Annotated in this window: 21 protein-coding genes and 2 pseudogenes; 12 read left to right on the top strand and 11 right to left on the bottom strand. The window is 43.6% G+C overall.

Features of this window, described 5'->3' with window-relative positions; translation table 11 throughout:
• Positions 1-54 precede the first annotated feature (54 nt).
• Positions 55-438, top strand: a pseudogene (locus V7L05_RS17775) (RNA-guided endonuclease TnpB family protein); the annotation flags it as partial.
• Positions 439-478: 40 nt separating this feature from the next.
• Positions 479-1,276, top strand: a complete 798-nt coding sequence (locus V7L05_RS17770) for a basic amino acid ABC transporter substrate-binding protein (RefSeq protein ID WP_335165906.1) — start codon at positions 479-481, stop codon at positions 1,274-1,276.
• Here the strand turns inward: V7L05_RS17770 and V7L05_RS17765 are convergent.
• Positions 1,236-1,412, bottom strand: coding sequence for a hypothetical protein (locus V7L05_RS17765; RefSeq protein ID WP_335165904.1), 177 nt, complete (start codon positions 1,410-1,412; stop codon positions 1,236-1,238). The genes V7L05_RS17770 and V7L05_RS17765 overlap by 41 nt on opposite strands.
• A 9-nt stretch (positions 1,413-1,421) precedes the next feature.
• Between V7L05_RS17765 and V7L05_RS17760 the strand changes: the two genes are divergently transcribed.
• The 3 genes from V7L05_RS17760 to V7L05_RS17750 all read left to right on the top strand — a co-directional run bounded on the left by V7L05_RS17760 (position 1,422) and on the right by V7L05_RS17750 (position 4,463).
• On the top strand, positions 1,422-1,634 hold the full coding sequence (locus V7L05_RS17760; RefSeq protein WP_335165903.1) for a hypothetical protein: 213 nt from the start codon (positions 1,422-1,424) through the stop codon (positions 1,632-1,634).
• A 130-nt stretch (positions 1,635-1,764) separates the two neighbouring features.
• The gene (locus V7L05_RS17755; protein ID WP_335165901.1) at positions 1,765-3,795 is read left to right on the top strand and encodes a serine/threonine phosphatase; all 2,031 of its coding nucleotides are present in this window, start codon (positions 1,765-1,767) and stop codon (positions 3,793-3,795) included.
• Positions 3,796-4,007: 212 nt separating this feature from the next.
• Positions 4,008-4,463, top strand: coding sequence for a nuclear transport factor 2 family protein (locus V7L05_RS17750; RefSeq protein ID WP_335165899.1), 456 nt, complete (start codon positions 4,008-4,010; stop codon positions 4,461-4,463).
• A gap of 522 nt (positions 4,464-4,985) precedes the next feature.
• Here V7L05_RS17750 and V7L05_RS17745 read toward each other — a convergent pair.
• Together V7L05_RS17745 and V7L05_RS17740 are read right to left on the bottom strand one after the other, a co-directional pair.
• Positions 4,986-5,678: a hypothetical protein gene (locus V7L05_RS17745; protein WP_335165897.1), complete on the bottom strand. Its 693-nt coding sequence runs from the start codon at positions 5,676-5,678 to the stop codon at positions 4,986-4,988.
• A gap of 275 nt (positions 5,679-5,953) precedes the next feature.
• On the bottom strand, positions 5,954-6,916 hold the full coding sequence (locus tag V7L05_RS17740; RefSeq protein WP_335165896.1) for an orange carotenoid protein N-terminal domain-containing protein: 963 nt from the start codon (positions 6,914-6,916) through the stop codon (positions 5,954-5,956).
• Between the two features lie 823 nt (positions 6,917-7,739).
• On the opposite strand from V7L05_RS17740, the gene V7L05_RS17735 reads away from it, so the two are divergent.
• Positions 7,740-7,952 (top strand): high light inducible protein, encoded by a 213-nt coding sequence (locus V7L05_RS17735; protein ID WP_335165894.1) that lies wholly within the window; start codon positions 7,740-7,742, stop codon positions 7,950-7,952.
• Positions 7,953-8,016: 64 nt separating this feature from the next.
• Positions 8,017-8,256, top strand: a complete 240-nt coding sequence (locus V7L05_RS17730) for a hypothetical protein (protein WP_335165893.1) — start codon at positions 8,017-8,019, stop codon at positions 8,254-8,256.
• 585 nt (positions 8,257-8,841) lie between these two features.
• On the opposite strand, the gene trpE is transcribed toward V7L05_RS17730, so the two are convergent.
• Positions 8,842-10,356, bottom strand: a complete 1,515-nt coding sequence (trpE, locus tag V7L05_RS17725; RefSeq protein WP_335165908.1) for an anthranilate synthase component I — start codon at positions 10,354-10,356, stop codon at positions 8,842-8,844.
• A gap of 203 nt (positions 10,357-10,559) precedes the next feature.
• Positions 10,560-10,982, bottom strand: a complete 423-nt coding sequence (locus V7L05_RS17720; protein WP_335165891.1) for a photosystem I reaction center subunit II PsaD — start codon at positions 10,980-10,982, stop codon at positions 10,560-10,562.
• A 191-nt stretch (positions 10,983-11,173) separates the two neighbouring features.
• On the opposite strand from V7L05_RS17720, the gene V7L05_RS17715 reads away from it, so the two are divergent.
• Positions 11,174-11,317: a hypothetical protein gene (locus tag V7L05_RS17715; protein WP_335165889.1), complete on the top strand. Its 144-nt coding sequence runs from the start codon at positions 11,174-11,176 to the stop codon at positions 11,315-11,317.
• On the opposite strand, the gene V7L05_RS17710 is transcribed toward V7L05_RS17715, so the two are convergent.
• The gene (locus V7L05_RS17710) at positions 11,304-13,313 is read right to left on the bottom strand and encodes a DICT sensory domain-containing protein (RefSeq protein WP_335165887.1); all 2,010 of its coding nucleotides are present in this window, start codon (positions 13,311-13,313) and stop codon (positions 11,304-11,306) included. The genes V7L05_RS17715 and V7L05_RS17710 overlap by 14 nt on opposite strands.
• A 784-nt stretch (positions 13,314-14,097) precedes the next feature.
• Here V7L05_RS17710 and V7L05_RS17705 point away from each other — a divergent pair.
• Complete coding sequence (locus V7L05_RS17705; RefSeq protein WP_335165885.1) at positions 14,098-16,389, top strand: amylo-alpha-1,6-glucosidase; 2,292 nt, start codon at positions 14,098-14,100, stop codon at positions 16,387-16,389.
• Positions 16,390-16,528: 139 nt separating this feature from the next.
• Here the strand turns inward: V7L05_RS17705 and V7L05_RS17700 are convergent, their stop codons facing one another.
• On the bottom strand, positions 16,529-16,903 hold the full coding sequence (locus tag V7L05_RS17700) for a type II toxin-antitoxin system RelE/ParE family toxin (RefSeq protein ID WP_335165883.1): 375 nt from the start codon (positions 16,901-16,903) through the stop codon (positions 16,529-16,531).
• Positions 16,888-17,073: a hypothetical protein gene (locus tag V7L05_RS17695; RefSeq protein WP_335165881.1), complete on the bottom strand. Its 186-nt coding sequence runs from the start codon at positions 17,071-17,073 to the stop codon at positions 16,888-16,890. Before V7L05_RS17695 ends, V7L05_RS17700 begins: the two co-directional genes overlap by 16 nt.
• A gap of 14 nt (positions 17,074-17,087) precedes the next feature.
• Here V7L05_RS17695 and V7L05_RS17690 point away from each other — a divergent pair, with 14 nt between their 5' ends.
• Positions 17,088-17,234, top strand: a complete 147-nt coding sequence (locus V7L05_RS17690; RefSeq protein WP_335165880.1) for a hypothetical protein — start codon at positions 17,088-17,090, stop codon at positions 17,232-17,234.
• 13 nt (positions 17,235-17,247) lie between these two features.
• Here V7L05_RS17690 and V7L05_RS17685 read toward each other — a convergent pair whose 3' ends face one another.
• Both V7L05_RS17685 and V7L05_RS17680 read right to left on the bottom strand, forming a co-directional pair.
• On the bottom strand, positions 17,248-17,577 hold the full coding sequence (locus V7L05_RS17685) for a DUF2973 domain-containing protein (RefSeq protein WP_335165878.1): 330 nt from the start codon (positions 17,575-17,577) through the stop codon (positions 17,248-17,250).
• 320 nt (positions 17,578-17,897) lie between these two features.
• Positions 17,898-18,215: a DUF2605 domain-containing protein gene (locus tag V7L05_RS17680; protein WP_335165876.1), complete on the bottom strand. Its 318-nt coding sequence runs from the start codon at positions 18,213-18,215 to the stop codon at positions 17,898-17,900.
• Positions 18,216-18,397: 182 nt separating this feature from the next.
• Here V7L05_RS17680 and V7L05_RS17675 point away from each other — a divergent pair, with 182 nt between their 5' ends.
• Both V7L05_RS17675 and thrS read left to right on the top strand, forming a co-directional pair.
• Positions 18,398-18,520, top strand: coding sequence for a hypothetical protein (locus V7L05_RS17675; protein WP_335165874.1), 123 nt, complete (start codon positions 18,398-18,400; stop codon positions 18,518-18,520).
• A 304-nt stretch (positions 18,521-18,824) separates the two neighbouring features.
• On the top strand, positions 18,825-20,675 hold the full coding sequence (thrS, locus tag V7L05_RS17670) for a threonine--tRNA ligase (protein WP_335165872.1): 1,851 nt from the start codon (positions 18,825-18,827) through the stop codon (positions 20,673-20,675).
• A 293-nt stretch (positions 20,676-20,968) separates the two neighbouring features.
• Here thrS and V7L05_RS17665 read toward each other — a convergent pair.
• A pseudogene (locus V7L05_RS17665) lies at positions 20,969-21,206 on the bottom strand (hypothetical protein); the annotation flags it as partial.

Genomic DNA, 21,206 nt, shown 5'->3' with positions numbered 1-21,206 from the left:
CTTATGGCTTAACTAACTTTAATAGTTTTAGGAGAAGGATTTTACTAAACTGGCATTTCTGTTGTTAATTTAACATATTTAGTCTGGGAGAGCCACAATTCTATTGATGAAGCGATTCGTACTACTCAGTTTATTCGCAATAAAGTGATTAGATATTGGATAGATACGCCGCGAGAATCAAAAGTTGATAAGTTTGCACTTAACAAATATTCTACGGAACTACGGAAAGAATTTAAATTTGTTGCTGATTTAAACTCAATGGCTGGACAGGCAGCCGCAGAACGCGGATAGTTTGCTATATCAAGGTTTTACGAGAATTGTAAATCGAAGAAGCCTGGAAAGAAAGGATATCCTCAATTCCAAAAAGACTGTAGGAGTGCTGAATATAAGACATCAGGTTGGAGGTTGCACACTACTAAACGTCAAAACATCATGACAAGTATCGTGAATATTGACTGATAGAACGGAATTACTCTTCGTGAAATTAATTAACTTCAAGTGGCAGCAGCTAATTCTAGTCTTAGGCTGTCTGTTACTAATGATTGCCTGTAAAAGTTTCTATCCCACTACTAACTCAGATGCAAAACCTCTCAAGGTGGCGACAGACCCCACCTTTGTCCCTTTTGAAATCGAAAGGGCTAGCGGGAACTTGGAAGGTTTTGATATTGATTTGATGAATGCGCTCGCTAAAGTAGCAGGTTTTGCAGTCCAGTTTGAAAGTCTACCCTTTGATGGCATGATCTCGACTTTACAAGCGAAAAGAGTCGATGCCGCAATCAGTGGGATTACGATTACCGCCGAACGCCTGAAAACAATTGCTTTTTCACGACCTTATTTTAAAGCCGGACTAGCGATCGCTGTACGCGAGGACAACCAAAATATTAAAGACTTCAAAAGTCTCCAGGGGAAAAAAATTGCTGTACAAATTGGTTCAACTGGGGCAGATTTTGCCAAAACCATCCCCAACGCCAAAATTAGTACTTTTAATTCTGGGCCAGAATTTTTCCAAGATTTGCTCAATGGCAACGTTGATGCCGTGGTTAGCGATGCTTTCGCTACTTTATATACGATTAAAAATGGCAAACTCAAAGGCATCAAAGTTGTTGCCGATCTGCTCACCCAAGAATACTACGGGATTGCTACGCCTAAAAACTCCCCCCATTTAGATCCAATTAACAAAGGTATAGGGACTTTGTTATCCAATGGCACTTACAATCAAATTTATCAAAAATGGTTTAACGCTGAACCCCCGCAATTGCCAGACTCTTGGCCATAGGGCATAGAGCATAGGGCATTGGGCATTGGGCAAGGGCATAGGGCATAGGGCATAGGGCATAGGGCATTGGGCATTGGGCATTGGGCATTGGGCATTGGGCATTGGGCATTGGGCATTGGGCATTGGGAAAAGACAAGGAAGAAACTTGTTCAATAATTCTCCCTTGTCCCCCTTATCCCCCTTGTCCCCCTTGTCTCCCTTATCTCCCTTATCTCCCTTATCTCCCCCTACTTCCCTGTTCCCTGCTTCTTCCTCATGCCCCATGCCCCATGTCCCATGCCCCATGCCCCATGCCCCATGCCCCATGCCCCATTCCCCACAATATATTAAATATTTATCTAATATGCGTCACAATTAATACTGCCACCAAAATTCATTGATAAACTACAATCTCTTGTAGGTCTACTGTAGTCAAGGGCAGCCAATTGTGGCACCTTGGATCTTAGTGGCTATAAGCACCTTGGAACGGGAATTAAGGAACTTCCACTATGCTGATTTGCCCTCAGTGTAAATTTGAAAACCCCAATAGTAACAAATTCTGTCAAAACTGTGGCACGTCTCTGACTCACAAGGTCTGTCCTGAATGCAGTACCGATGATGTACCTATAAATGCACTACGTTGTCATAACTGTGGCACGGAGTGTGGAACAGTGTTTTGGGCAATTATTGCTAAGGAAACAACTGGGGAAGCTTTGGGAGTAGAGACGGATAAGGGAGATGTGCGAGTAGAGAAAGATGAGGGAGATGAGGGAGATGAGGGAGATGAGGGGGATGAGGGAGCAATATCTTCCTCATCTCCTCTATCCCCTAGTTCTCAGATTGCATTAGGCTCCTATTTAGACTCCCAAGAGCGCTATCAATTGTTAGATCCGCTACCTGCCCAAACGGAAACTGCCACCATTACTGATGTAGGTGTGAGAGTTCTAGACTGCCAACCGTATCAAATATCACCCATTGGGGCAATACTAGCAAGTCAGCAATCAGATTTAGTAACGCCATCAGTGGAAGCCAGTGAAATTCCTCGCCTTGCTAAACTTTATATTGCCTTACAATCCGAAGATCAGCCAGGGATACCGCCGATTCACGATGCATGGCAGCAGGGGGATATACAGATAGTAATAATCGAAGACCGCTCGCATTGGCAGCTTTTACTCGACCTCTGGCAAGAAGAAACAACAAGTTCGTTAGAAATTTTACACTGGTGTTATCAAATGACCCAACTTTGGGCAATATTGGAACCAGTAAATTGTCGTCAAAGCCTTTTAGATTTGTCGAATTTGCGATTGGATGAAGACCAAACACTGGCGCTGCAAAGGTTGTATGTGGAATCATCGAATTCTCAGCCCACCACCGAGTCGTCAGAAGATACCCAAGCCCAAACATTTGCTATTCTAGAGCAACCGTTAACTATCCAAGCTTTAGGGCGGGTTTGGCAAGCGCTTTTTAAACAGTCTCAACGCACTCAATTTGGCTCTGTAGTCCAGCTGTTGGGGGATTTAGATGTAGGCAAGATTCAGACGATCGCACAGTTGCGATCGCGTTTGGAGGAAATCTCTATTGAACTGGAAGCAGTACCAAGCGCAACTTTACCCCCAATAAAGGAGAAAAATACTGCTGTGCCCACTATCCCGCAATCAGATGAGCCGGAAGATATCATTAGCAAAATTGATGATATGCCAACTGTTGTGCTGGCGATGCAGTTAAGTAGCTTGGAAGATGTAGGACGCACAGATGTGGGGCGTCAACGTAATCATAACGAAGACTACTTTGGTATTGAAACCAAAATCAGTAAACTGGAGTTGCCTAAAAGTCAAGTTCTGCAAGGGCATGGTTTGTATATTCTCTGTGATGGTATGGGTGGACACGCTGGTGGCGAGATAGCCAGTGAGTTAGCAGTCAACACCCTACGGCAATACTTTCAAGAACATTGGATTGCCAACCAACTACCAACAGAAGATAGCATTCGTGAGGCAGTGTATTTAGCTAATGACGCGATTTACAAGCTCAATCAACAAGAAGCCCGTTCTGGAGTGGGGCGCATGGGTACAACTTTGGTAATGCTCTTAATTCAAGATACTCAAGTAGCAGTTGCTCATGTGGGAGATAGCCGTCTCTATCGCTTGACGCGCAAGCGGGGGCTAGAACAAGTCACAGTAGATCACGAAGTTGGGCAACGGGAAATTACGCGCGGAGTGGAAGCAAGCATAGCTTATGCCCGCCCGGATGCCTACCAACTTACTCAAGCCTTGGGGCCTCGTGACGAAAACTCGATTAATCCTGATGTCGGCTTTTTCGAGATCAATGAAGATACTCTTCTGCTGTTAGCATCGGACGGTCTATCAGATAATGATTTACTAGAAACCTATTGGCAGACTCACTTAGAACCCTTACTTAGTTCTGCCGTTAACTTAGAACGGGGTGTTACAGACTTAATTGATTTGGGGAATCAACACAATGGTCACGACAACATTACTGCTATACTTATTCGAGCAAAAGTACGCCCAAATCTAGAAAGTTAATAATCTAAGTTGCGGGTTATCGACTGATGTGTACTTATAGTTGCTAATAATATGGACAAATGTTCAACACTATTAGTTTAGAAGTTTAACCTTCACTGGAGAAACTACAATCCGCTCTATTCCTTTGGCAAAAGCTTCAGGGATTGCCTTTCTTAGGATGTTTAATGACCGATTAATGTCAGCATTGATCAACAGAGAGTAGAAAAATCTAGATGTTTTGCTTGTCTCGATGGCTAGTATTAGGAACTATATTTGTTAGCTTAACTTTTAGCACACCTTTCTTTGCCAGTGAGTCTATGAACCAAAAAGATATCCAGATATTAATAGAAAAAGCTAAAGATGCGTGGGTTGCTCAAGATGTCGATGCTCTTGCACAGTTGTTTACGGTTGATGGGGAACTAATCGTACCTGGTCAATGCTGGCGGGGGCAAGAAAGAATTCGAGAAGAAGTTACCCATTTTAAACAACAGTATTCAAATGTCAAAATTGACATCCGGCGGATTATCGTTGGAGCAAATCAGGCAGCAGTAGAATGGTACTACGAAGATACGGAAAAGGCTACAGGTCGTCGTAATAAAGCTGATGATGTAATTGTCGTAGATTTCAGGGATGGTCAAATTAGTCGTTGGCGTGAATATTTTGACACAAAAACGCCAGCTAACAGATAGTTGCACTAGCCGTGATACTCCAATCTCCTTAGTTCAAAATGAATTAAGGAGATTGGAGTATCAGAACTAAGTTGTAATCTAAAACACACAGCACGTTTACCACCTCAGACCGCTCTGATGAAGGGTTTAACCTTCCCTTGGTGATAAGAAAGTGGAGGAAGCGATAAAAACTCCACACCGTCAATGCCTTTGATTGATTAACACTGTTCAAACATCTGCGATCGCTCTCCTTCGATGTCTGATAATGGGTCACAGCGGCATAACACCCATACAGTGTTCTTTGTTTTCATTTACAAGAATAGCTAACAGTTGGGTGAAAAACCCTCACTCTCGGGTAGTAATACTAAGTAGCCAACGGAGAGAGCTATATTCGTTATACAGGCCTATCTAAAGTAAGATTTTAACAAACAGCAATATTGGCGCCAGTCGTCAGAATTCAGAATGAGTTTCAGTACTTGGACAAGTCTTACAGTGAGCTTTGCCGAACTGCTCAGACAAATGACTAATGACTAATGACTAATATTAGCTGCTCATTTGACGCCGTTGGGACTGTGCTTGGTTAAACTGCTTTTGTTCTGGTGTTAATTGGTTGTAATCACTTGAAGATTGCATATCCCACTGTAATTCCGCTAGTAACAGTAAACTAACAGTCATAATTAGTCCCGTTGAGAGAAACTGCATGACACCGCAGTACGGTAAAACTAAGATTCCTAGCAAATGAATAAATCCCATCAGAAGAAATGTGCGTGAACGCATTCCTACTCCGGTGCAAAGGTAGCCGATGGCACTTAATCCTAACCACAGTGGACACAGACGCATCAAGACCTCTCCCCATCCCAAAAAAATGCTCAGATCAGTCAGGATTAAACCCGCTAGGATTAAAATCGTCCAGCTACAAACAACCCAGCGTAGCTGTTCTACAGTTGCCCAAAACCAAGTTAAACTTACCATGCCGACTGCACCGAATAAGGTAAGCACTGTCCACAAAATTGCTTGGTCATTCCAGCTAATGGGTAGAAACTGGGCGGTTACGAAAATCCCAGATGAAATTAGTCCCCAGAGAATAAATACTTGATCTACCTGAGTATAAAACTTTGAAAAGAGGGTGAAATTTCCAATTTGGTAGTTTAGACACACTAGACCTTGAATATCTTGAAAATCTAGTTCTGGCTGTTTTTCACGCAGGAGCGGCTCAGAAGAATTGAAAAAAATCATTGAGATATATTACTATAGGTAGATGAAAAAAATTGTTACTCTATCTAAAGAGATATTGTTATTTAAATATTAACAAGTAAATAAGACTTATGCATTGATAGAAAAGCCTAAATGACAGATATACTTTTCAAGGCTTTTAGCTAGATTTTTCAACTACCTTTTAGCGATCGCAGCACGAAGATACCAAATAAGCGTGGTAGAGTGGCGATGTCTACGACGGGCGTAGCTGCTGCTCGTTCACTCATCCACGCTTAAGCGGCAACTAATCTAGCCCTCTATTTACGTGCTAGGTTGAGCAGTTCTTTAGGAGAAGCCAGCAAGTCAATCGCTACAAAGAAGATTTTGCCTTGAGGATCGAGCAAAAACCGCCATGCAATATTCATCCCCACGCTGGCACCGAACCAAGGGCTTTGAACTTTACCTGTGACTTTAACTTGTGTATAGCCATCTTCCACTGGCTCAGATATACCGCGCTCTGGGATCATCTTCAGCCCCTGGCATTCTTCACGCATGTAAGCGCGGATTGCCTCTTGACCAACAATTGGTCTTTCAAAGGGAGGTTGCAAAGCAGCTTCAGAGGTAAACAAAGTAACAGCTGCATCAAAGTCATTGGCATTCATGTTGTTGATATAGCCCAGCACCGTAGGATTGTTGATGCCCTCGATGGTGACTTTAGTCCGAAATGCTTGTGCAGTGGGAGGAGACACCGGCTCTGAGACTTTTTTGTAACTACCGGGAGCATTCGGGTCAAATCCCATGCTAATTACGGTATTACGTAGGATGGTAATTTGTTGACCGGAATCTGCATTGCGGATGGCTTGCAACACATCGGCAGCTTTCGGAGAAAGTTTGTAACCTTCTGGGATGGGAGCAACAATTCCCTGAGCCATCCATTCTCCTAACTGATACCAGAAGCCTAATTTGATGTTCACAGTGAAGGATGCATAGGAACGGCAGAGGGGAGTGTCAGCACGGTTAGCCAAATCGTACATGACTTGCGTTTGAGCTTCAAAAGGCATCTGCTTAATTTGTTCGAGTAAGCCTTGTGCCAGGATCATGTTGGCTGCCCCAGGAGCAGCAACCGTAATACTTCTACCCATCTCGGTATAGGCAAACCAGAGTAATGCTAGTTGATCTTCAGCATTGAGCTGAGAGAATGATTCGACAACAGTTGGAACAACGTCAGCAACTAGGGTGCCGGGAAAAATACTTTGAGCCGACTGGATGGTAAAAGACATAGCAGAAATTCCCAAAAGAAAATTACAGTTCTATCGAATGTGAAAAATCAAATGTGCAAAGACGGAGGGGAAATGCGTTTAGCTGTTAGCAAAGGCACTCAGCAGTTTTTACGATTGCCTTACCAAAGGGCATAGCGATTTGTTGCCGTTGAGTTTGGATACTCGGCAAAGCACATTGCAGGCTTAACTGCATAGTTATTTAGAAAGCCTTAATCAACAGTGGTTTAACGCATTTATCTTGCTTTATATCTTTATGTAAAGAAACATAACAAGTTCGTTACAAATAAGCAATACCCTCTCAGTTATACACTGATAATTTCTGTTTATAAGACTTATAAGTTTTCCTGAAGTCACATTAAACGCAATTGATGCCTTTGTGCATATTCACTTCTAAGAGCGTAGACATCGCACATCTCTACACGCATCAAATTTCCGTAAATAATCCTTATAGGACTTTCGCACGAGTTACGGAATAACGAACCGCAGAGGCGCAGAGAAGCCAGTGCGTTGCGGGGGTTCCCCCCGTTGTAGCAACTGGCGCGACACGGAGAAATCAGAGTTTGAGAGATATTTTGCGTAAGTCCTACCTTAATTCAACCTATAGCGGTTCTCGGTTGGGTGCAATACGCCCGCTTATTGGAAGTCTGAAGCCAGAATTCAGGTAAGAATCGCTATATTGCAATGCCTACTTCCTCGCACAAATCCAAAATACCCTACTTGCTTAGTACGGATTATACTACCTTTATCTTTATGTCAAGCACTTGCAAAGAATATTTACAATAGTTTATATTGATTTACAGATAACAAAAATAAGGAGTAAAAAATGACAAATAGAGGCTTTACCATTAACGAACATGGTCAACTCAACAGATTTGCGATCGAACCCAAGGTTTATGTTGATGAAACCTCACGCACAGGCTTTACCGAATATGCCGAAAAACTCAATGGCCGTTTGGCAATGATTGGTTTTGTCTCACTCATCGCTTTGGAAGTTCTCACCGGACACGGTTTGATTGGATGGCTAACCAGCCTTTAGAGAAAACACTTCCAGATTTACGAATTTTCCTTACTTGACAAATAAAACAATTTAGAGAGAAACTATGAAAACTGATTTTGATTACCCCAAAAAAGACTTAATTGGGACTGTTGTTTTTAGACCTGATTTCAACAACTTTGAGACTATTAATGCAAATCAAGCCTGGTCATTGTTTTTCACAGCTGGTCAAGACGACAAGGGACTAGGACAAGAAATTGAATTCGGCAGATTTTTCAATAACCTTTTAATTGCTATTGGAGTAACTGGAATTCTTTGGGCGATTTACTTCAGCCAATTAGGATGAACAAGTTTTCATTTCTAGTGTGTATTAACTTCAATGGAGGTCTTGGATTTGGATACCAGGACTTTTTTTCAGTTTTCACTCTTGTCTAAAAAACTCTGTTTAGCTGTGGAAAAAGTTTGATGTTGATTGGATTTATAAAGCTTCCCAATTTGTCACGGTATTGTGGATACATGGGCTTAGAAGTAGCAGAAATTGTTTATAAACATCTTGCAGTTCAAAATAAAACCTATGTAGTTCAAAATAGAAGGTTATTAGTACATCAACTTTTAAAGTCTGGTCTGGATTCTCATACAGCAAATCGAACTGTTACTATGCTTATATCAAGCCCGATTTTAGAATTAACCAACAAAAACCAGTGTGCAATCAATTATAGGCTAAAGTAACTATACAACAGGCATTGATAACGATATTAGACCTGCCTTTAAAGAGTGGTATAGCAGCTCTCGGTTGATTGAGGTATAAGAACCCCACCCCCAACCCCTCCCCGCTCTTCGAGAGGGGAGTATGATGTACTTTATATGATTAGGAAATGCTATAAGTGCTAAGTTAAAACTTAGGGGTTAATTTTAAATTTTGAATTTTTGTTCAACGCAAACAACGAATCGCCTCTAATAGACCTCTAGCTTTATTCAGCGTCTCTTCGTATTCTTTCTCTGGCTCAGAATCAGCCACCAAACCGGCACCGGCTTGTACGCTGACTGTCTGATCATGCACTACCATTGTGCGAATTGCGATCGCAGTATTTAATTGTCCTTCAAAATCGTAATATCCATACACACCGGAATAAACTCCCCGACGACTAGACTCTAACTCGTGGATAATTTCCATCGCCCTAATCTTGGGTGCGCCGCTTACCGTACCTGCTGGGAAGCAAGCTTTCAATAAATCCCATGCTGTTTTACCAACTGCTAATTTACCCACAACATTGCTGACAATGTGCATCACATGGGAATAGCGCTCAACTACCATTAATTCATCAACTTTGACGCTACCATTTTCACAAACACGCCCTAAATCATTCCGCCCTAAATCGACAAGCATGACGTGTTCGGCAATTTCTTTGGGGTCTTGGAGTAAATCTTGAGCGAAGGCTGCATCTTCCTGGGTGGTTTTACCCCGTGGACGCGTCCCAGCAATTGGGCGTACCGTTGCTATTACTCCACCATCGGCATCTGTTTCAGCTTTCACCATCACTTCGGGACTGGAACCGATGATTTGCCAATCTTGGAAGTTAAAGTAAGCCATGTAAGGCGAAGGATTTATCTGACGTAGGGAGCGGTAAAGAGCAAAGGGGTCGCCTGTGTATGTTGTTGATAGTCGCTGGGAAATTACTACTTGAAAAATATCGCCTGCTTTGATGTGAGCTTTTGCTTTTTGGACGCTGGCACAAAAATCAGGGCGGGTGAAGTTGCTGGTGTATTCGTCTGTTTCTCCAGATACGCGACTTCCAGGAGGTTTCCATTCCAATCTGGTTTTTTCTGGAGATACTGGCAGAGATAGCTTTTCGAGCATTTCGGTGACGCGATCGCACGCTTGTTGATATGCTGCTTTCAAATCTACTTTCTCTTCACGTAAATCAGCATAAGCGATCGCCCAAATTTTCCGCTTCACCTGGTCAAAAATCAATAGATGGTCTACCTGCATCCACAATCCATCAGGGATATTACGTTCATCTGGTGGATAAATTGGCACACGCGGCTCAATCCAGCGAATCAATTCATAGCCCCAAAACCCAAACAAACCGCCAATTCCTGGCGGTAGCTGTGGTAACTTGACTGGGTGATAAGGTGCTAAACATTCGGCTAAAGCTGTAAAAGGGTCGCCTGCGAAAACGACTTGCGATCCATCGCGGTTTAACTGGGTCGTGCGATCGCCCCTTGCTTCCAAAACCCACACCGGATCACACCCCACTAAACTATAGCGTCCCAGCTTTTCCCCACCTTCTATCGATTCCAACAAAAAGCTATAAGGCTGACCCGCACAAACTTTATACCAAGCAGATACGGGCGTATCTAAGTCCGCTACCCATTCTTGATATACCGGGACAAAGTTGCCTTGTAGAGCTAGCTGAGAAAATTCTGAGAAATCGGGGAATACCATAAATTGCTTAGGGATTGGGCATGGGGCATTGGGCATGGGGCATGGGGCAATTGAATTTTGGATTTTGGATTGACGATTTTGGATTAAACTTCAATCTAAAATTCAAAATCTGTCTTGAAAAGTTTGCTCAACGGGGGGAACCCCCGCACGCAACTTTTCGCAAAATCTAAAATTCTTACTCCCCAGTCCCCAGACCCTAATCGCTATGGCTCGTTGGTAGCTTTACCACTGAACTTCAGTTGTGATGGATTGGGGTTTTGCCCAATGCCGCGTGGGACATAACCGACTTTTCCACGACCTTCATTCACCTTCTCAGGGAAGACACCATCAGCTGGGTGAAGTAAAGTAGTTTCTCCGTTGGGTAAAATCCGGTAAACTTTGTAATCTGTAATTTTGAGTTTCCGGAGTTGTTGACCGCCCAAAGCGATGCCATATTCTTTACGAGCTATATACAGCAGGTTTTCACCTTTCCGCATAGTAGCAGCACCACCTGTAGGCAATTCAAATACTTGCTCTTTCGGGCTAGTCCAAGTGATAGCGTACTTTTCTTCCACTTCTGCTTTGTTTAGCAAGCCACCAGTGCTGCCAGCAAATAGCGGGATTTGTCCAGAGAGTGTTTCTGCCATAAGTGATTTTCTCTCAACGTTTTTAGGGAATCCTAACACCGCAACCACAATCATATTGCGATCGCGTCATAGACTGTAACAGTTTTTAGTCATTTATCCTCTCTTACAAAGTTCTGATCGCCGGAAGCCGGCGCTCAGACTTTGCGCTTTGTCCTTTGTCATTTGTTAAAAACTAATACCCCCCATACCCAATGCCCGATGCCCCATGCCCCATGCCCGATGCCCCATGCCCAATGCCCCATGCCCAATGCCCCATGCCCCATGCCCCATGCCCCATGCCCCATGCCCAATGCCCCATGCCCAATGCCCCATGCCCAATACCTATTTACTCTTGACTTTTGTCCGCTTTTCCTCATAGCTACTCTTAACAATTGGGATGGTAAAGTGAAACTGACTACCCTGGTCTTTGCCAGTTGACTCTGCCCAAATTTCCCCACCCCAGCCATTAACAATTTGACGGCAAATTGCTAAACCAAGTCCAGTCCCGCCAGTAGTGCGGCGTAGCGCTCCCTCTTCTTGATAGAAGCGGTCAAAAACTACTTCTAAACGATTCGGTTCAATGCCGCGTCCAGTGTCAGCCACAGTCACCTCGACCATTTGACGGCTGTTGTGAATCGCTTTAATGGTGATTTCTCCTTCGGGTGGCGTAAATTTATAAGCATTGTCCATGAGTTTTGCCAGTACCTCTACTAGCCAATCACCGTCAGCTCTGACCAAAGGTAGGTTTTGGGCAATTTGAGTTTTGATTTGGGGCGGCTTTTCCGTTGAGGAGCGCGTGCGATTTCGGCTGAGTGCTAAATCCACACACTCTTGGAAGGTGAGGGATTCTGGATGCCATTGCACCCGACCGCTTTCCAAATTAGAAAGCGTCAGGAAATCTTGTACTAGTTTTCGCATCCGCTCTGAGTCGGAAAGAGCAGTGTTGAGCATGATCTGCTGCAACTCTAAAGGCATATCCGGCTCACTAGCGAGACTTTCTAGGCAGACTTGAATGGTCGATAGGGGGGTACGCAGTTCGTGTCCGGTAATGGCTATGAGGTTGCTGCGGGTGCGGTCTAGGGCTTCTAGCTGCTGGTTAAGTTCTTCTAGGTTGGCGTAAGCTTCCGCTTGGATGAGAGCTGCTCCCACTTGGGTAGCGATCGCTTTTACCAAATCCAATTCCCCAACTTGGCACTCGTGCGGCGGCATCCGGCAATAGTGCAACTCCACAATGCCCAATAATCGCCCCTGATAAAACACTGGTTCCATCAGCCAAGAACGAATGGCAAACTTTTTGGCAATTAAGGAAAGTCCTGGCGAATTGGTAACGCGAGGGTCACTGAGCGTATCGCTTACACAAACCCCTTCGCCTTGTTCCACTATGTCCCGAAATAGGGAATTTTTCTCTAACTCCCAGGTTTGCCCACAAACAGATAAAATACCGGGAGTCAAAAACTCGTGTTCAATTATGGCTTGGCTATCTGAGGCTTGAGCGCGGTAAATTAAACAGCGACAAGCTTCTAGATGTTGTCCTAATTCTTGCGCCGCCACCTGGAGAACTTCGTGAGGATCGAGCGATCGCCGAATGGCAGTGCTAATGGAGTTGACTAATCGTTCTTTTCGTGCTTGGGCAGCAATGGAACGATAGGCTTTGTGCAATTTGTACTGACTAGCTTGCAAATAAGTTACTAAGCGCTGCACAAAGGGATCTGTATCGATGTCACAAGCATATTCGTTAACGGGTTCGGCTCCAGAGTGGTTTCGCGGCTCCCCGATGCCAAACCTCTGACGTGCCTCCTCAATTTTACTTGCCAGTTCTGGTCTGTAAACCAAAATCCTGTCTAACAGCAATTCGGCGGCTTTCAGGCTAACTCCCCTTTCCGATGTCCAAATTCCCTCAAATCTTCGCGCTGTGTCGATATCCAGATTAGGGCTTAGTTCCGGTAGTTGCTTGTTTTTGGCAATAGAACTAAGGTTTTCCCGGCAAACCAGACAAGTCGCATAATTATCAGCAATCACTACCAAATGCCACTCTTGACTCAAGCCATCCTTTGGCTCAAAAGCCACCTTTTCGTAGTGTTCCGAACTGTTGGTGAAATCCGTTTCTGGAGCAGATAATACGTATACTTGATTACTTCGCAAGGCAAGTCGCTGGTAGCGATGAGCTTCTTGGCGGTAGAATCGCTCTCGCTGAAAACTAGCAATTACAAGGGGTTGGGCTAAAGTCGCAGCCAAAACTTGATCTTCCATCGCGTGGGAGAGCGCCGTTAGTGAAGCCTTAAAATATAGCTGGGGACGCAAGTAGGATAGGGACTTTAGCAGATCACTCAGCACAGAAGTCGAAATGCTCATGAATTATTGTTAAACGCTCAACCTCGAAAAGATCCACGTCACAGCTGCATTGTACAAATTCCAAGGGACTCTCAAGTTAAATAGACAGTTGCAATATGTAAAGAATGCTAAAAAGCGCTTTTCGCCAAAACAGGCGCAACACTTTGTTACCAATTAGCAGGAGTGCGTACAACTTGATTTGTTGATTGACAACCTACTACGCCCAATATACATTCTCGACCAACTTATGCTTTTGCTAGCATAGGTAAAACCTTTCAGAGATAAGTACTAAAACAGGAATTGTTGTATAATTTTAAATTATATTCTCTAATAAACACTGATTGTTAATTGATAGTCCACGCGACGCCGAATAGCCCGTCGTAGACATCGCCAACTTTGCCGACGTTGATTTCTGCTTACTAAAGAAATTTTATTACCCAAAAATAATTATTATTACATTATCTAATCCATAATTAGTGATTAAATTTAATCAATTAATTAATTCTCATAAATTTGTCTAATCAAATACCAAAGATATTTAAAACAAAACCGTATAATAGTAGGGAACAAATGCTCTCTATCCCCAACAAAAATTGTGAATTTCGCATTTTTGCTGAGTATATTATGTCTCTTGTCTCTCTGAAAGTTCTATGACTAATAAATTATCTCAAAGTACTCAGTTTTCAGTCTTGACTTTAGACTTATAAAATATAAATTTATATTTATCAAGATTTGCTTATATGGATTTGAGCGCTGCTATTTTGTCGGCAACAAAAATATAAACCTGTACACGGAACTTTGGCTAATGACACCGGATACGCTAATGACCCCGGAAAAAATTTTCCTGGATGGAAAAACTTTTATTCCTGCCGAACAATTACCGATCCCGGAGTGGCCTTGTGTTGTGAGTGAAAGACCACAACCGACACTGACGGTTAAAGATGATGATTTATTTTTTGTGACAGATACTATCGGGAACATTTCTGGCTGTTCCCTCAACGATGGCAATCCCAGCATGGGACTGTTTTGTTGTGATACGAGATTTCTGAATCGTTTGGAGTTGCAAATTGAAGGGCGATCGCCTGTACTCCTCAGTAGTACTGCTGAAAAAGGGTTTTCACTCTCAGTTTTGTGTACCAACCCCAGAATTGACGAACGCCTGAAAGCCGACACTATCGGAATTCGCCGGGAAATCGTGCTGAATGGGGCATTATTTGAAGAAATAGAAGTATCTAACTACAGCACAACAACCGTCAGTTTTGAACTAAGCATCAGCTTTGATGCAGATTTTGTTGATTTATTTGAAGTCCGGGGCTATGACAGAGAAAAGCGAGGTCGGCTTTTACGCCTAGTAGAACTAACGGCTGAGGAAGGAACATTTCCTCTCGTCGATGGCGTTGCGGCTGTACCTAAAGAGCCATCCGCCTCTAGGGAAGAATCCTTAACACTCGCGTATCAAGGTCTGGATGGTTCGGTGATGGAATCCCGGATTCTATTCCAACATCGGCAACCAGACTCTTTCAAGGGTTACACTGCGGTTTGGCAGCTAGAGTTGGCTTCTCACGAAACTCAAAAGCTGGGCTACCGAGTGAATATGTTGAGAAACAACCAATCCAGTTCAACCGTGAGCGCCGCCTTCACTTTAGGACAGGCGAAAGCTGCTGAGTTGATGGAGGAGCAAAACTGGGTACAACAAATTACACGCATTAGCTCAGATAAGAATACCTTCAATCGAGTGATTGAGCGGGCTGAACAAGATATGTATTTGTTGCGCCAATCTTTTGGTAAGCATAAGACTGTTTCCGCCGGAGTGCCTTGGTTTTCGACACTATTTGGGCGAGATTCGCTGATTACAGCTTCTCAAACCCTGATGTTAAATTCGCAAATCGCCAAAGAAACCCTGATATTACTGGCGACATACCAAGGTAAAATCGACGATGAATGGCGCGAAGAAGAACCGGGTAAGATTTTGCACGAGTTGCGTTTGGGAGAAATGGCTCGTTGTCAAGAAATTCCCCATACACCTTACTACGGTACAGTTGATGCGACTCCCCTGTGGCTGATGCTCTATGCCGAGCATTATGCTTGGACTCACGATCAAGAACTCCTAGAGCAACTTTGGCCGAATGCTTTAGCAGCAATGGAGTGGATCGATCGCAATAGCAAACAAACCAGCTACCTGAGTTACTTCCGTAAATCCAAACGCGGTCTTGTTAACCAAGGTTGGAAAGATTCTGGTGACTGTATCGTAGACCACAAGGGAGAATTAGCCAACGGCCCAATTGCCCTCTGTGAGGTGCAAGCTTACGTCTATTCTGCAAAAATGCGCCTAGCAGAAATAGCTAGGATGAAGAAGCGGCTTGATTTGGCAGATCGTTGGCAAGAAGAGGCTAAAAATCTTAAGATTCGTTTTAATCGAGATTTTTGGGTGGAAAACCAGGATTTCTGCGCTTTAGCTTTGGATGGAGATGGCAAGCCAGTAGACAGTATTACCTCAAATCCCGGTCATTGTCTGAATCTGGGTCTATTCACACCCGAAAGAGCCTATAGTGTAGCAGAACGCTTGCGGGCACCAGATATGTTTAATGGTTGGGGCGTTCGGACTCTAAGTAGTTTATCACCCGCTTACAATCCAATGGGCTATCACACTGGTTCGGTTTGGCCTCATGATAACGCTCTGATTGCAATGGGATTGCGATCGCTCGGTCTGATCGATCAAGCCCTGGAAATATTCCAAGGTTTATTTGACATGACTGACCAGCAACCCTATCAACGTCCTCCAGAACTTTTCTGCGGCTACGAACGGAACGGTGATAATGCCCCGGTGCAGTATCCAGTTGCCTGCACTCCCCAAGCTTGGGCTACTGGTAGTATTTTCCAATTACTGCAAATGATGGTCAATTTGGTGCCTGACGCTCAAAATAACTGCTTGCGAATAATCGACCCCGCTTTGCCAGAATCGATTAATCGCCTGTCATTTCATAATTTGCGAGTCGGCCCCACCATCCTCGATTTGGAATTCGAGCGTTCTGGGACTACCACTGCTTGTCGCGTTGCGAAAAAACGGGGCAATTTGCGGGTAGTTATCGAAGCTTAGAAAGGGAGTAGGGAGTGCTAAACTCCCTATTTTATACTTAGTGCGTAGGGGTAGCGCGTCGTAGACATCGCTCGGCAGCATAACTTGAAATTCAGTACGAAGGCTTTTGTCCCTACCATCTGCCCCAACCAACGCAATATTAGCCTGCTTCATCGCCAGTGTGTAGAGTTCTCAAGAGCTGCTCTGTAAGCTCGATCAATTCATATACAGAATTTTCCGTAATTTGTGTAGTTTTGAAGCCATGAGCGATCGCATTACGTAATAAGAGTGCATTCATTAGTAACTGATACTCAGATTTTGAAATTACACCTTCAGTGATTAACTGGCGAATGTTAGCCTCATCCAATTCAGAAACCTTTTGCCCCTTAAATGGAAATTGGCTGAGTTCTTTCGTTTTCTCTAATAACCCCTGACCAATTTTCCTGGCTGCTTCAGGATTGTCCTGAGCGATGTACCAAATGATGGTTTCTAAATCTTCAACTGCTCTTGGTGAGAGAATTACTTGGTAGTCCATGTATCGATTATCTGCTCAACCTGCTCAATTGGAATGCCTTGTCCTCGATCAATTTGGTCAAACCCTTCCCGTATAGCTGCAATAAACTCTATTTTCTGAACAATTTCTCGTAGGGTTACATCCTGGGGTAAATGTTTCACCAACTCAATAACGGCTTCTTTGTCACTCATAACAACTTAAATATGTGTCAAGTGGACAACACAATGTTAACTTACCAGCCTACCGACGCGATCGCCTCAAATTCAAAGATAGTAATAAATTTCTCATAAAAAAAATTAAGGATGTAAAAACAACAATCATTTACACCCAAACTGCTAACAGACGCGATTAATCGCGTCTCTACGTTATGCTTCCTCTGAATTGTCTCTTTTATGTCCTGGGGATGCTTCGTAAAGTGCATCAAGATGTTGACGCGCATCTTCAACGTTAATCGAACGCATTACCAAAAGTGGCTCTTTAATTAAGTTGCCTGCGCTATCTAATAACTCTGGATGGGGTACAAACTGTTTCTTTGATGAATAATAACCATAGTTACCTTGATTATTCATTGGCGAGGAATTCCCCGGGTAAGTTCGCTCCCGATCAAAACTGAACATGATCAGGTTACGAATTAAGTTGCCAACAGCTATAAATGCAAGGATTGTAAAAGCAAGAATGTAAAGCAGGTGTAACATTGGATTTTCCTCCAGGGCAGCAATTTTTAAAACTTTATTTTGTAACGCTTTGCTTCGCCGATACTATGATTCACAGTTAAGACGAGCATTTGAAGCACTATGAAGGCGCTTACCTTTATATGAAGCTATTTGTCAACCGTTATTCCACTTACGGTAGCATAGGATACATTATTTTGTTAATCCAAATAATGTTAAGAAATTGTTAAGAATTTTTTACTATCTCTTTAACGACTGATATAGCGTCTTGCGTAGATGCTTCCTCGGCTTGTGATTAGACACCGCTAAGTAGTCTACCGAAATTTAGCAGATGCTCCAGCTGCTTAGACTTCACGCCCTTGACGAAAGCGCATTGCGACATTCCAACATTCTGTTACTAATTGATGCCAAGGCATTAATGTTGCCATCTCAATCCCGACTTGTTTATCAGTAGCAGCAAACAGCATCTTCACCGTGTTTAGTTCATCCTGAGCTTGCTTAACTCGCAAGAGCAGGGCAGATTGCTCTTGGTCACTCATAAATGATAGTTGCTCAGTTTCGAGTAAATGGCGCGATCGCGTAAACCAATGCTGAAAATCTTCAAGCAGGGGTTCTAAAACCGTTTTCAGCAATTCAGTCCCTGGTAAATTTGAGTCTGACATAAATGAGAGGCATATTTCCAACTTGCTTACTAATATTAACGTTATTTATGTTTCTTAACATTTTTCTTATTTTTCTCATAATTCCAAAAATGTAAAAAAATGTAACAAAGAACACACAATTTATTATATAGTCTTGATATCGGGTTTGTATAGTTCCTTTGGAGAGGCGTCTATAGGTATAAATGACAGCGAGTTGCAATTCATCAGATAATTTAGCGTTGGCGCAGCCCGCCGCAGGCATCGCACCGAATCCTAAATTTGACACTCAGGTAAGCAATCAAAAATTTATCTTTATCCCCGATTAAAAATTAATCTCAGTAATGGGAACATAAACCCGAACTGGCAAAAATGAAAGTCGTTATAGTTGAATGGCACTAAGAAAAGATATAGCTCTTGCCCTGACTGGTTCCCAGCCAGGAAGCTGGGAACCGATTCTGGGAGGCTCCGCCTCCAGGAGCTTGACGAGAGGCAGAGCCTATGAGAATACATTCCCAGCCTAGAGGCTGGGAACGAGGCGACACAAGCCTTTGGGCTTTTATTAGTGCCATTCCGTTATAGTTAAATAAGCCTACAGATTCAGATAAATCACCTTTTGTAATCACTTCGCCAATGGTTCAGCAGCCAATGTCGCTAAAATCATCGAATCAGTCAGAACAGCCAGAACAAGTTGAAAAAATCTATTTACCGCGTACCAGCGAATCGGAGAACTTAAAAAAGATTCGCCACACTGCTTCCCATGTAATGGCAATGGCAGTACAAAAGCTGTTTCCCAAGGCACAAGTTACAATCGGCCCTTGGATTGAAAACGGTTTTTATTATGACTTCGACAGCCCAGAACCATTTAGCGAAAATGATCTCAAAGCCATCAAGAAAGAGATGGTGAAGATTATCAATCGCAAGCTGGTAGTAAGTCGGGAAGAAGTCAGCCGCGAAGAAGCCGAACGTCGGATTCAGGAAATTAATGAACCTTACAAGCTAGAAATTCTGGCAGATATCAAAGAGGAACCAATCACGATTTACCACCTGGGGAATGAATGGTGGGATTTGTGTGCGGGGCCTCATGTGGAAAATACCAGTGAATTAAATCCCAAAGCAATTGAACTAGAAAGCGTTGCTGGTGCTTATTGGCGTGGGGATGAAACTAAAGCCCAATTACAACGCATCTACGCCACCGCCTGGGAAAGCCCAGAACAACTCGCTGAATATAAGCGACGCAAAGAAGAAGCGCTGCGGCGAGATCATCGGAAACTGGGTAAGGAACTGGGATTATTTATATTTTCTGATCTAGTCGGGCCGGGTTTACCTTTGTGGACACCAAAGGGTACTCTGTTACGGAGTACTTTAGAAGACTTCCTTAAGCAAGAACAATTAAAACGGGGTTATTTATCTGTAGTCACACCTCATATTGCCAGAGTAGATTTATTTAAAACCTCTGGACATTGGCAGAAATATAAAGAAGATATGTTCCCCTTAATGGCGGATGATCAGGAAGCTGCGGCACAGGAACAGGGCTTCGTGATGAAGCCGATGAATTGCCCCTTTCACATCCAAATATATAAGAGTGAGTTACGCTCCTATCGAGAACTACCGATGCGATTGGCGGAATTTGGTACTGTTTACCGCTACGAACAATCAGGGGAATTGGGCGGTTTAACGCGGGTGCGCGGTTTTACTGTGGATGATTCTCACCTGTTCGTTACCCCAGAACAGCTGGATAGTGAATTCCTCAGTGTGGTGGATTTGATTTTGTCGGTGTTCAATAGTCTGCAACTGAAGAACTTTAAAGCTAGGCTGAGTTTCCGCGATCCTGCTAGTGATAAGTACATCGGTTCTGATGAAGTTTGGGACAAAGCTGAAGGTGCGATTCGCCGCGCAGTTGAAACCTTGGGGATGGAACACTTTGAAGGTATTGGAGAAGCGGCTTTTTATGGGCCAAAACTTGACTTTATCTTTAGTGATGCCCTAGATCGGGAGTGGCAATTAGGAACTGTGCAGGTAGATTACAATTTGCCTGAACGCTTTGATTTGGAATATGTCGCCGAAGATGGGGTTCGCAAACGGCCAGTAATGATTCATCGTGCGCCTTTTGGTTCACTGGAACGCCTGATTGGGATCTTAATTGAAGAATATGCGGGCGATTTTCCTTTGTGGTTAGCGCCAGTACAAGCTAGATTATTGCCAGTGGGTGATACACAACTAGATTTTGCTAAGGATGTGGTGGCGAAGATGAGAGCGTTGGGCATCCGTGCAGAAGTTGATACCAGTGGCGATCGCTTGGGTAAACAGATTCGCAATGCAGAGAAAGAAAAAATACCCGTGATGGCAGTGGTGGGAGCGAAAGAAGTGGAAACTAACACTTTGAGTATCCGTACCCGCGCCTCTGGGGAATTGGGAGTTATACCCGTAGATGAGGTGGTGGATAAAATGAAGGATGCGATCGCTAAGTTCGAGAACTTTTAAAATCTAACCGCAGACGCACACTAATCACAATTGGTGTGCGTTTTGTATCGTAGGGTACTTGATGCTGATTGTGATTCGAGCATCCGCTAGCTGGTAGGTTTTGGCAAAAGTGCGATGTCTACGACGAGCTTCGCTTACGTAACGTATTTAATATAACGTGAGTTCGACAAGTTTTATTTGACCTCTCCCCCAGCCCCTCTCCGACGCGGAGAGGGGAGCAAAAAGCTGAATTTTTCGTTGCTCCTCCCTTTCCGTTTCGGAGAGGGAGGCTGGGAGGGAGAGGTTCATCGAACTCACGTTAATATAAAAGACTCATTGACGGAGTTCAGAGGTGGATTCATCCAGTTCAAAGACTCATTGACGGAGTTCAGAGGTGGATTCATCCAGTTCAAATACTCGTTAACGGAGTTCAGAGGTGGATTCATCCAGTTCAAAGACTCGTTAACGGAGTTCAGAGGTGGATTCATCCAGTTCAAAGACTCGTTAACGGAGTTCAGAGGTGGATTCATCCAGTTCAAAGACTCGTTAACG

Source organism: Nostoc sp., from assembly GCF_036917755.1.
GTDB lineage: Bacteria > Cyanobacteriota > Cyanobacteriia > Cyanobacteriales > Nostocaceae > Nostoc.
This window is presented reverse-complemented; position numbering and strand designations above follow the sequence as displayed.

What these genes read in the sequence shown, in the direction of transcription:
- V7L05_RS17700 (WP_335165883.1), bottom strand. Translation starts at nt 16,903, where the DNA reads ATGGACTACCAAGTAATTCTCTCACCAAGAGCAGTTGAAGATTTAGAA.
- V7L05_RS17735 (WP_335165894.1), top strand. Translation starts at nt 7,740, where the DNA reads ATGACAAATAGAGGCTTTACCATTAACGAACATGGTCAACTCAACAGA.
- trpE (WP_335165908.1), bottom strand. Translation starts at nt 10,356, where the DNA reads ATGGTATTCCCCGATTTCTCAGAATTTTCTCAGCTAGCTCTACAAGGC.
- V7L05_RS17685 (WP_335165878.1), bottom strand. Translation starts at nt 17,577, where the DNA reads ATGTTACACCTGCTTTACATTCTTGCTTTTACAATCCTTGCATTTATA.
- thrS (WP_335165872.1), top strand. Translation starts at nt 18,825, where the DNA reads ATGGTTCAGCAGCCAATGTCGCTAAAATCATCGAATCAGTCAGAACAG.
- V7L05_RS17710 (WP_335165887.1), bottom strand. Translation starts at nt 13,313, where the DNA reads ATGAGCATTTCGACTTCTGTGCTGAGTGATCTGCTAAAGTCCCTATCC.
- V7L05_RS17695 (WP_335165881.1), bottom strand. Translation starts at nt 17,073, where the DNA reads ATGAGTGACAAAGAAGCCGTTATTGAGTTGGTGAAACATTTACCCCAG.
- V7L05_RS17755 (WP_335165901.1), top strand. Translation starts at nt 1,765, where the DNA reads ATGCTGATTTGCCCTCAGTGTAAATTTGAAAACCCCAATAGTAACAAA.
- V7L05_RS17730 (WP_335165893.1), top strand. Translation starts at nt 8,017, where the DNA reads ATGAAAACTGATTTTGATTACCCCAAAAAAGACTTAATTGGGACTGTT.
- V7L05_RS17680 (WP_335165876.1), bottom strand. Translation starts at nt 18,215, where the DNA reads ATGTCAGACTCAAATTTACCAGGGACTGAATTGCTGAAAACGGTTTTA.
- V7L05_RS17720 (WP_335165891.1), bottom strand. Translation starts at nt 10,982, where the DNA reads ATGGCAGAAACACTCTCTGGACAAATCCCGCTATTTGCTGGCAGCACT.
- V7L05_RS17745 (WP_335165897.1), bottom strand. Translation starts at nt 5,678, where the DNA reads ATGATTTTTTTCAATTCTTCTGAGCCGCTCCTGCGTGAAAAACAGCCA.
- V7L05_RS17705 (WP_335165885.1), top strand. Translation starts at nt 14,098, where the DNA reads ATGACACCGGATACGCTAATGACCCCGGAAAAAATTTTCCTGGATGGA.
- V7L05_RS17740 (WP_335165896.1), bottom strand. Translation starts at nt 6,916, where the DNA reads ATGTCTTTTACCATCCAGTCGGCTCAAAGTATTTTTCCCGGCACCCTA.
- V7L05_RS17715 (WP_335165889.1), top strand. Translation starts at nt 11,174, where the DNA reads ATGCCCGATGCCCCATGCCCCATGCCCGATGCCCCATGCCCAATGCCC.
- V7L05_RS17750 (WP_335165899.1), top strand. Translation starts at nt 4,008, where the DNA reads ATGTTTTGCTTGTCTCGATGGCTAGTATTAGGAACTATATTTGTTAGC.
- V7L05_RS17675 (WP_335165874.1), top strand. Translation starts at nt 18,398, where the DNA reads ATGACAGCGAGTTGCAATTCATCAGATAATTTAGCGTTGGCGCAGCCC.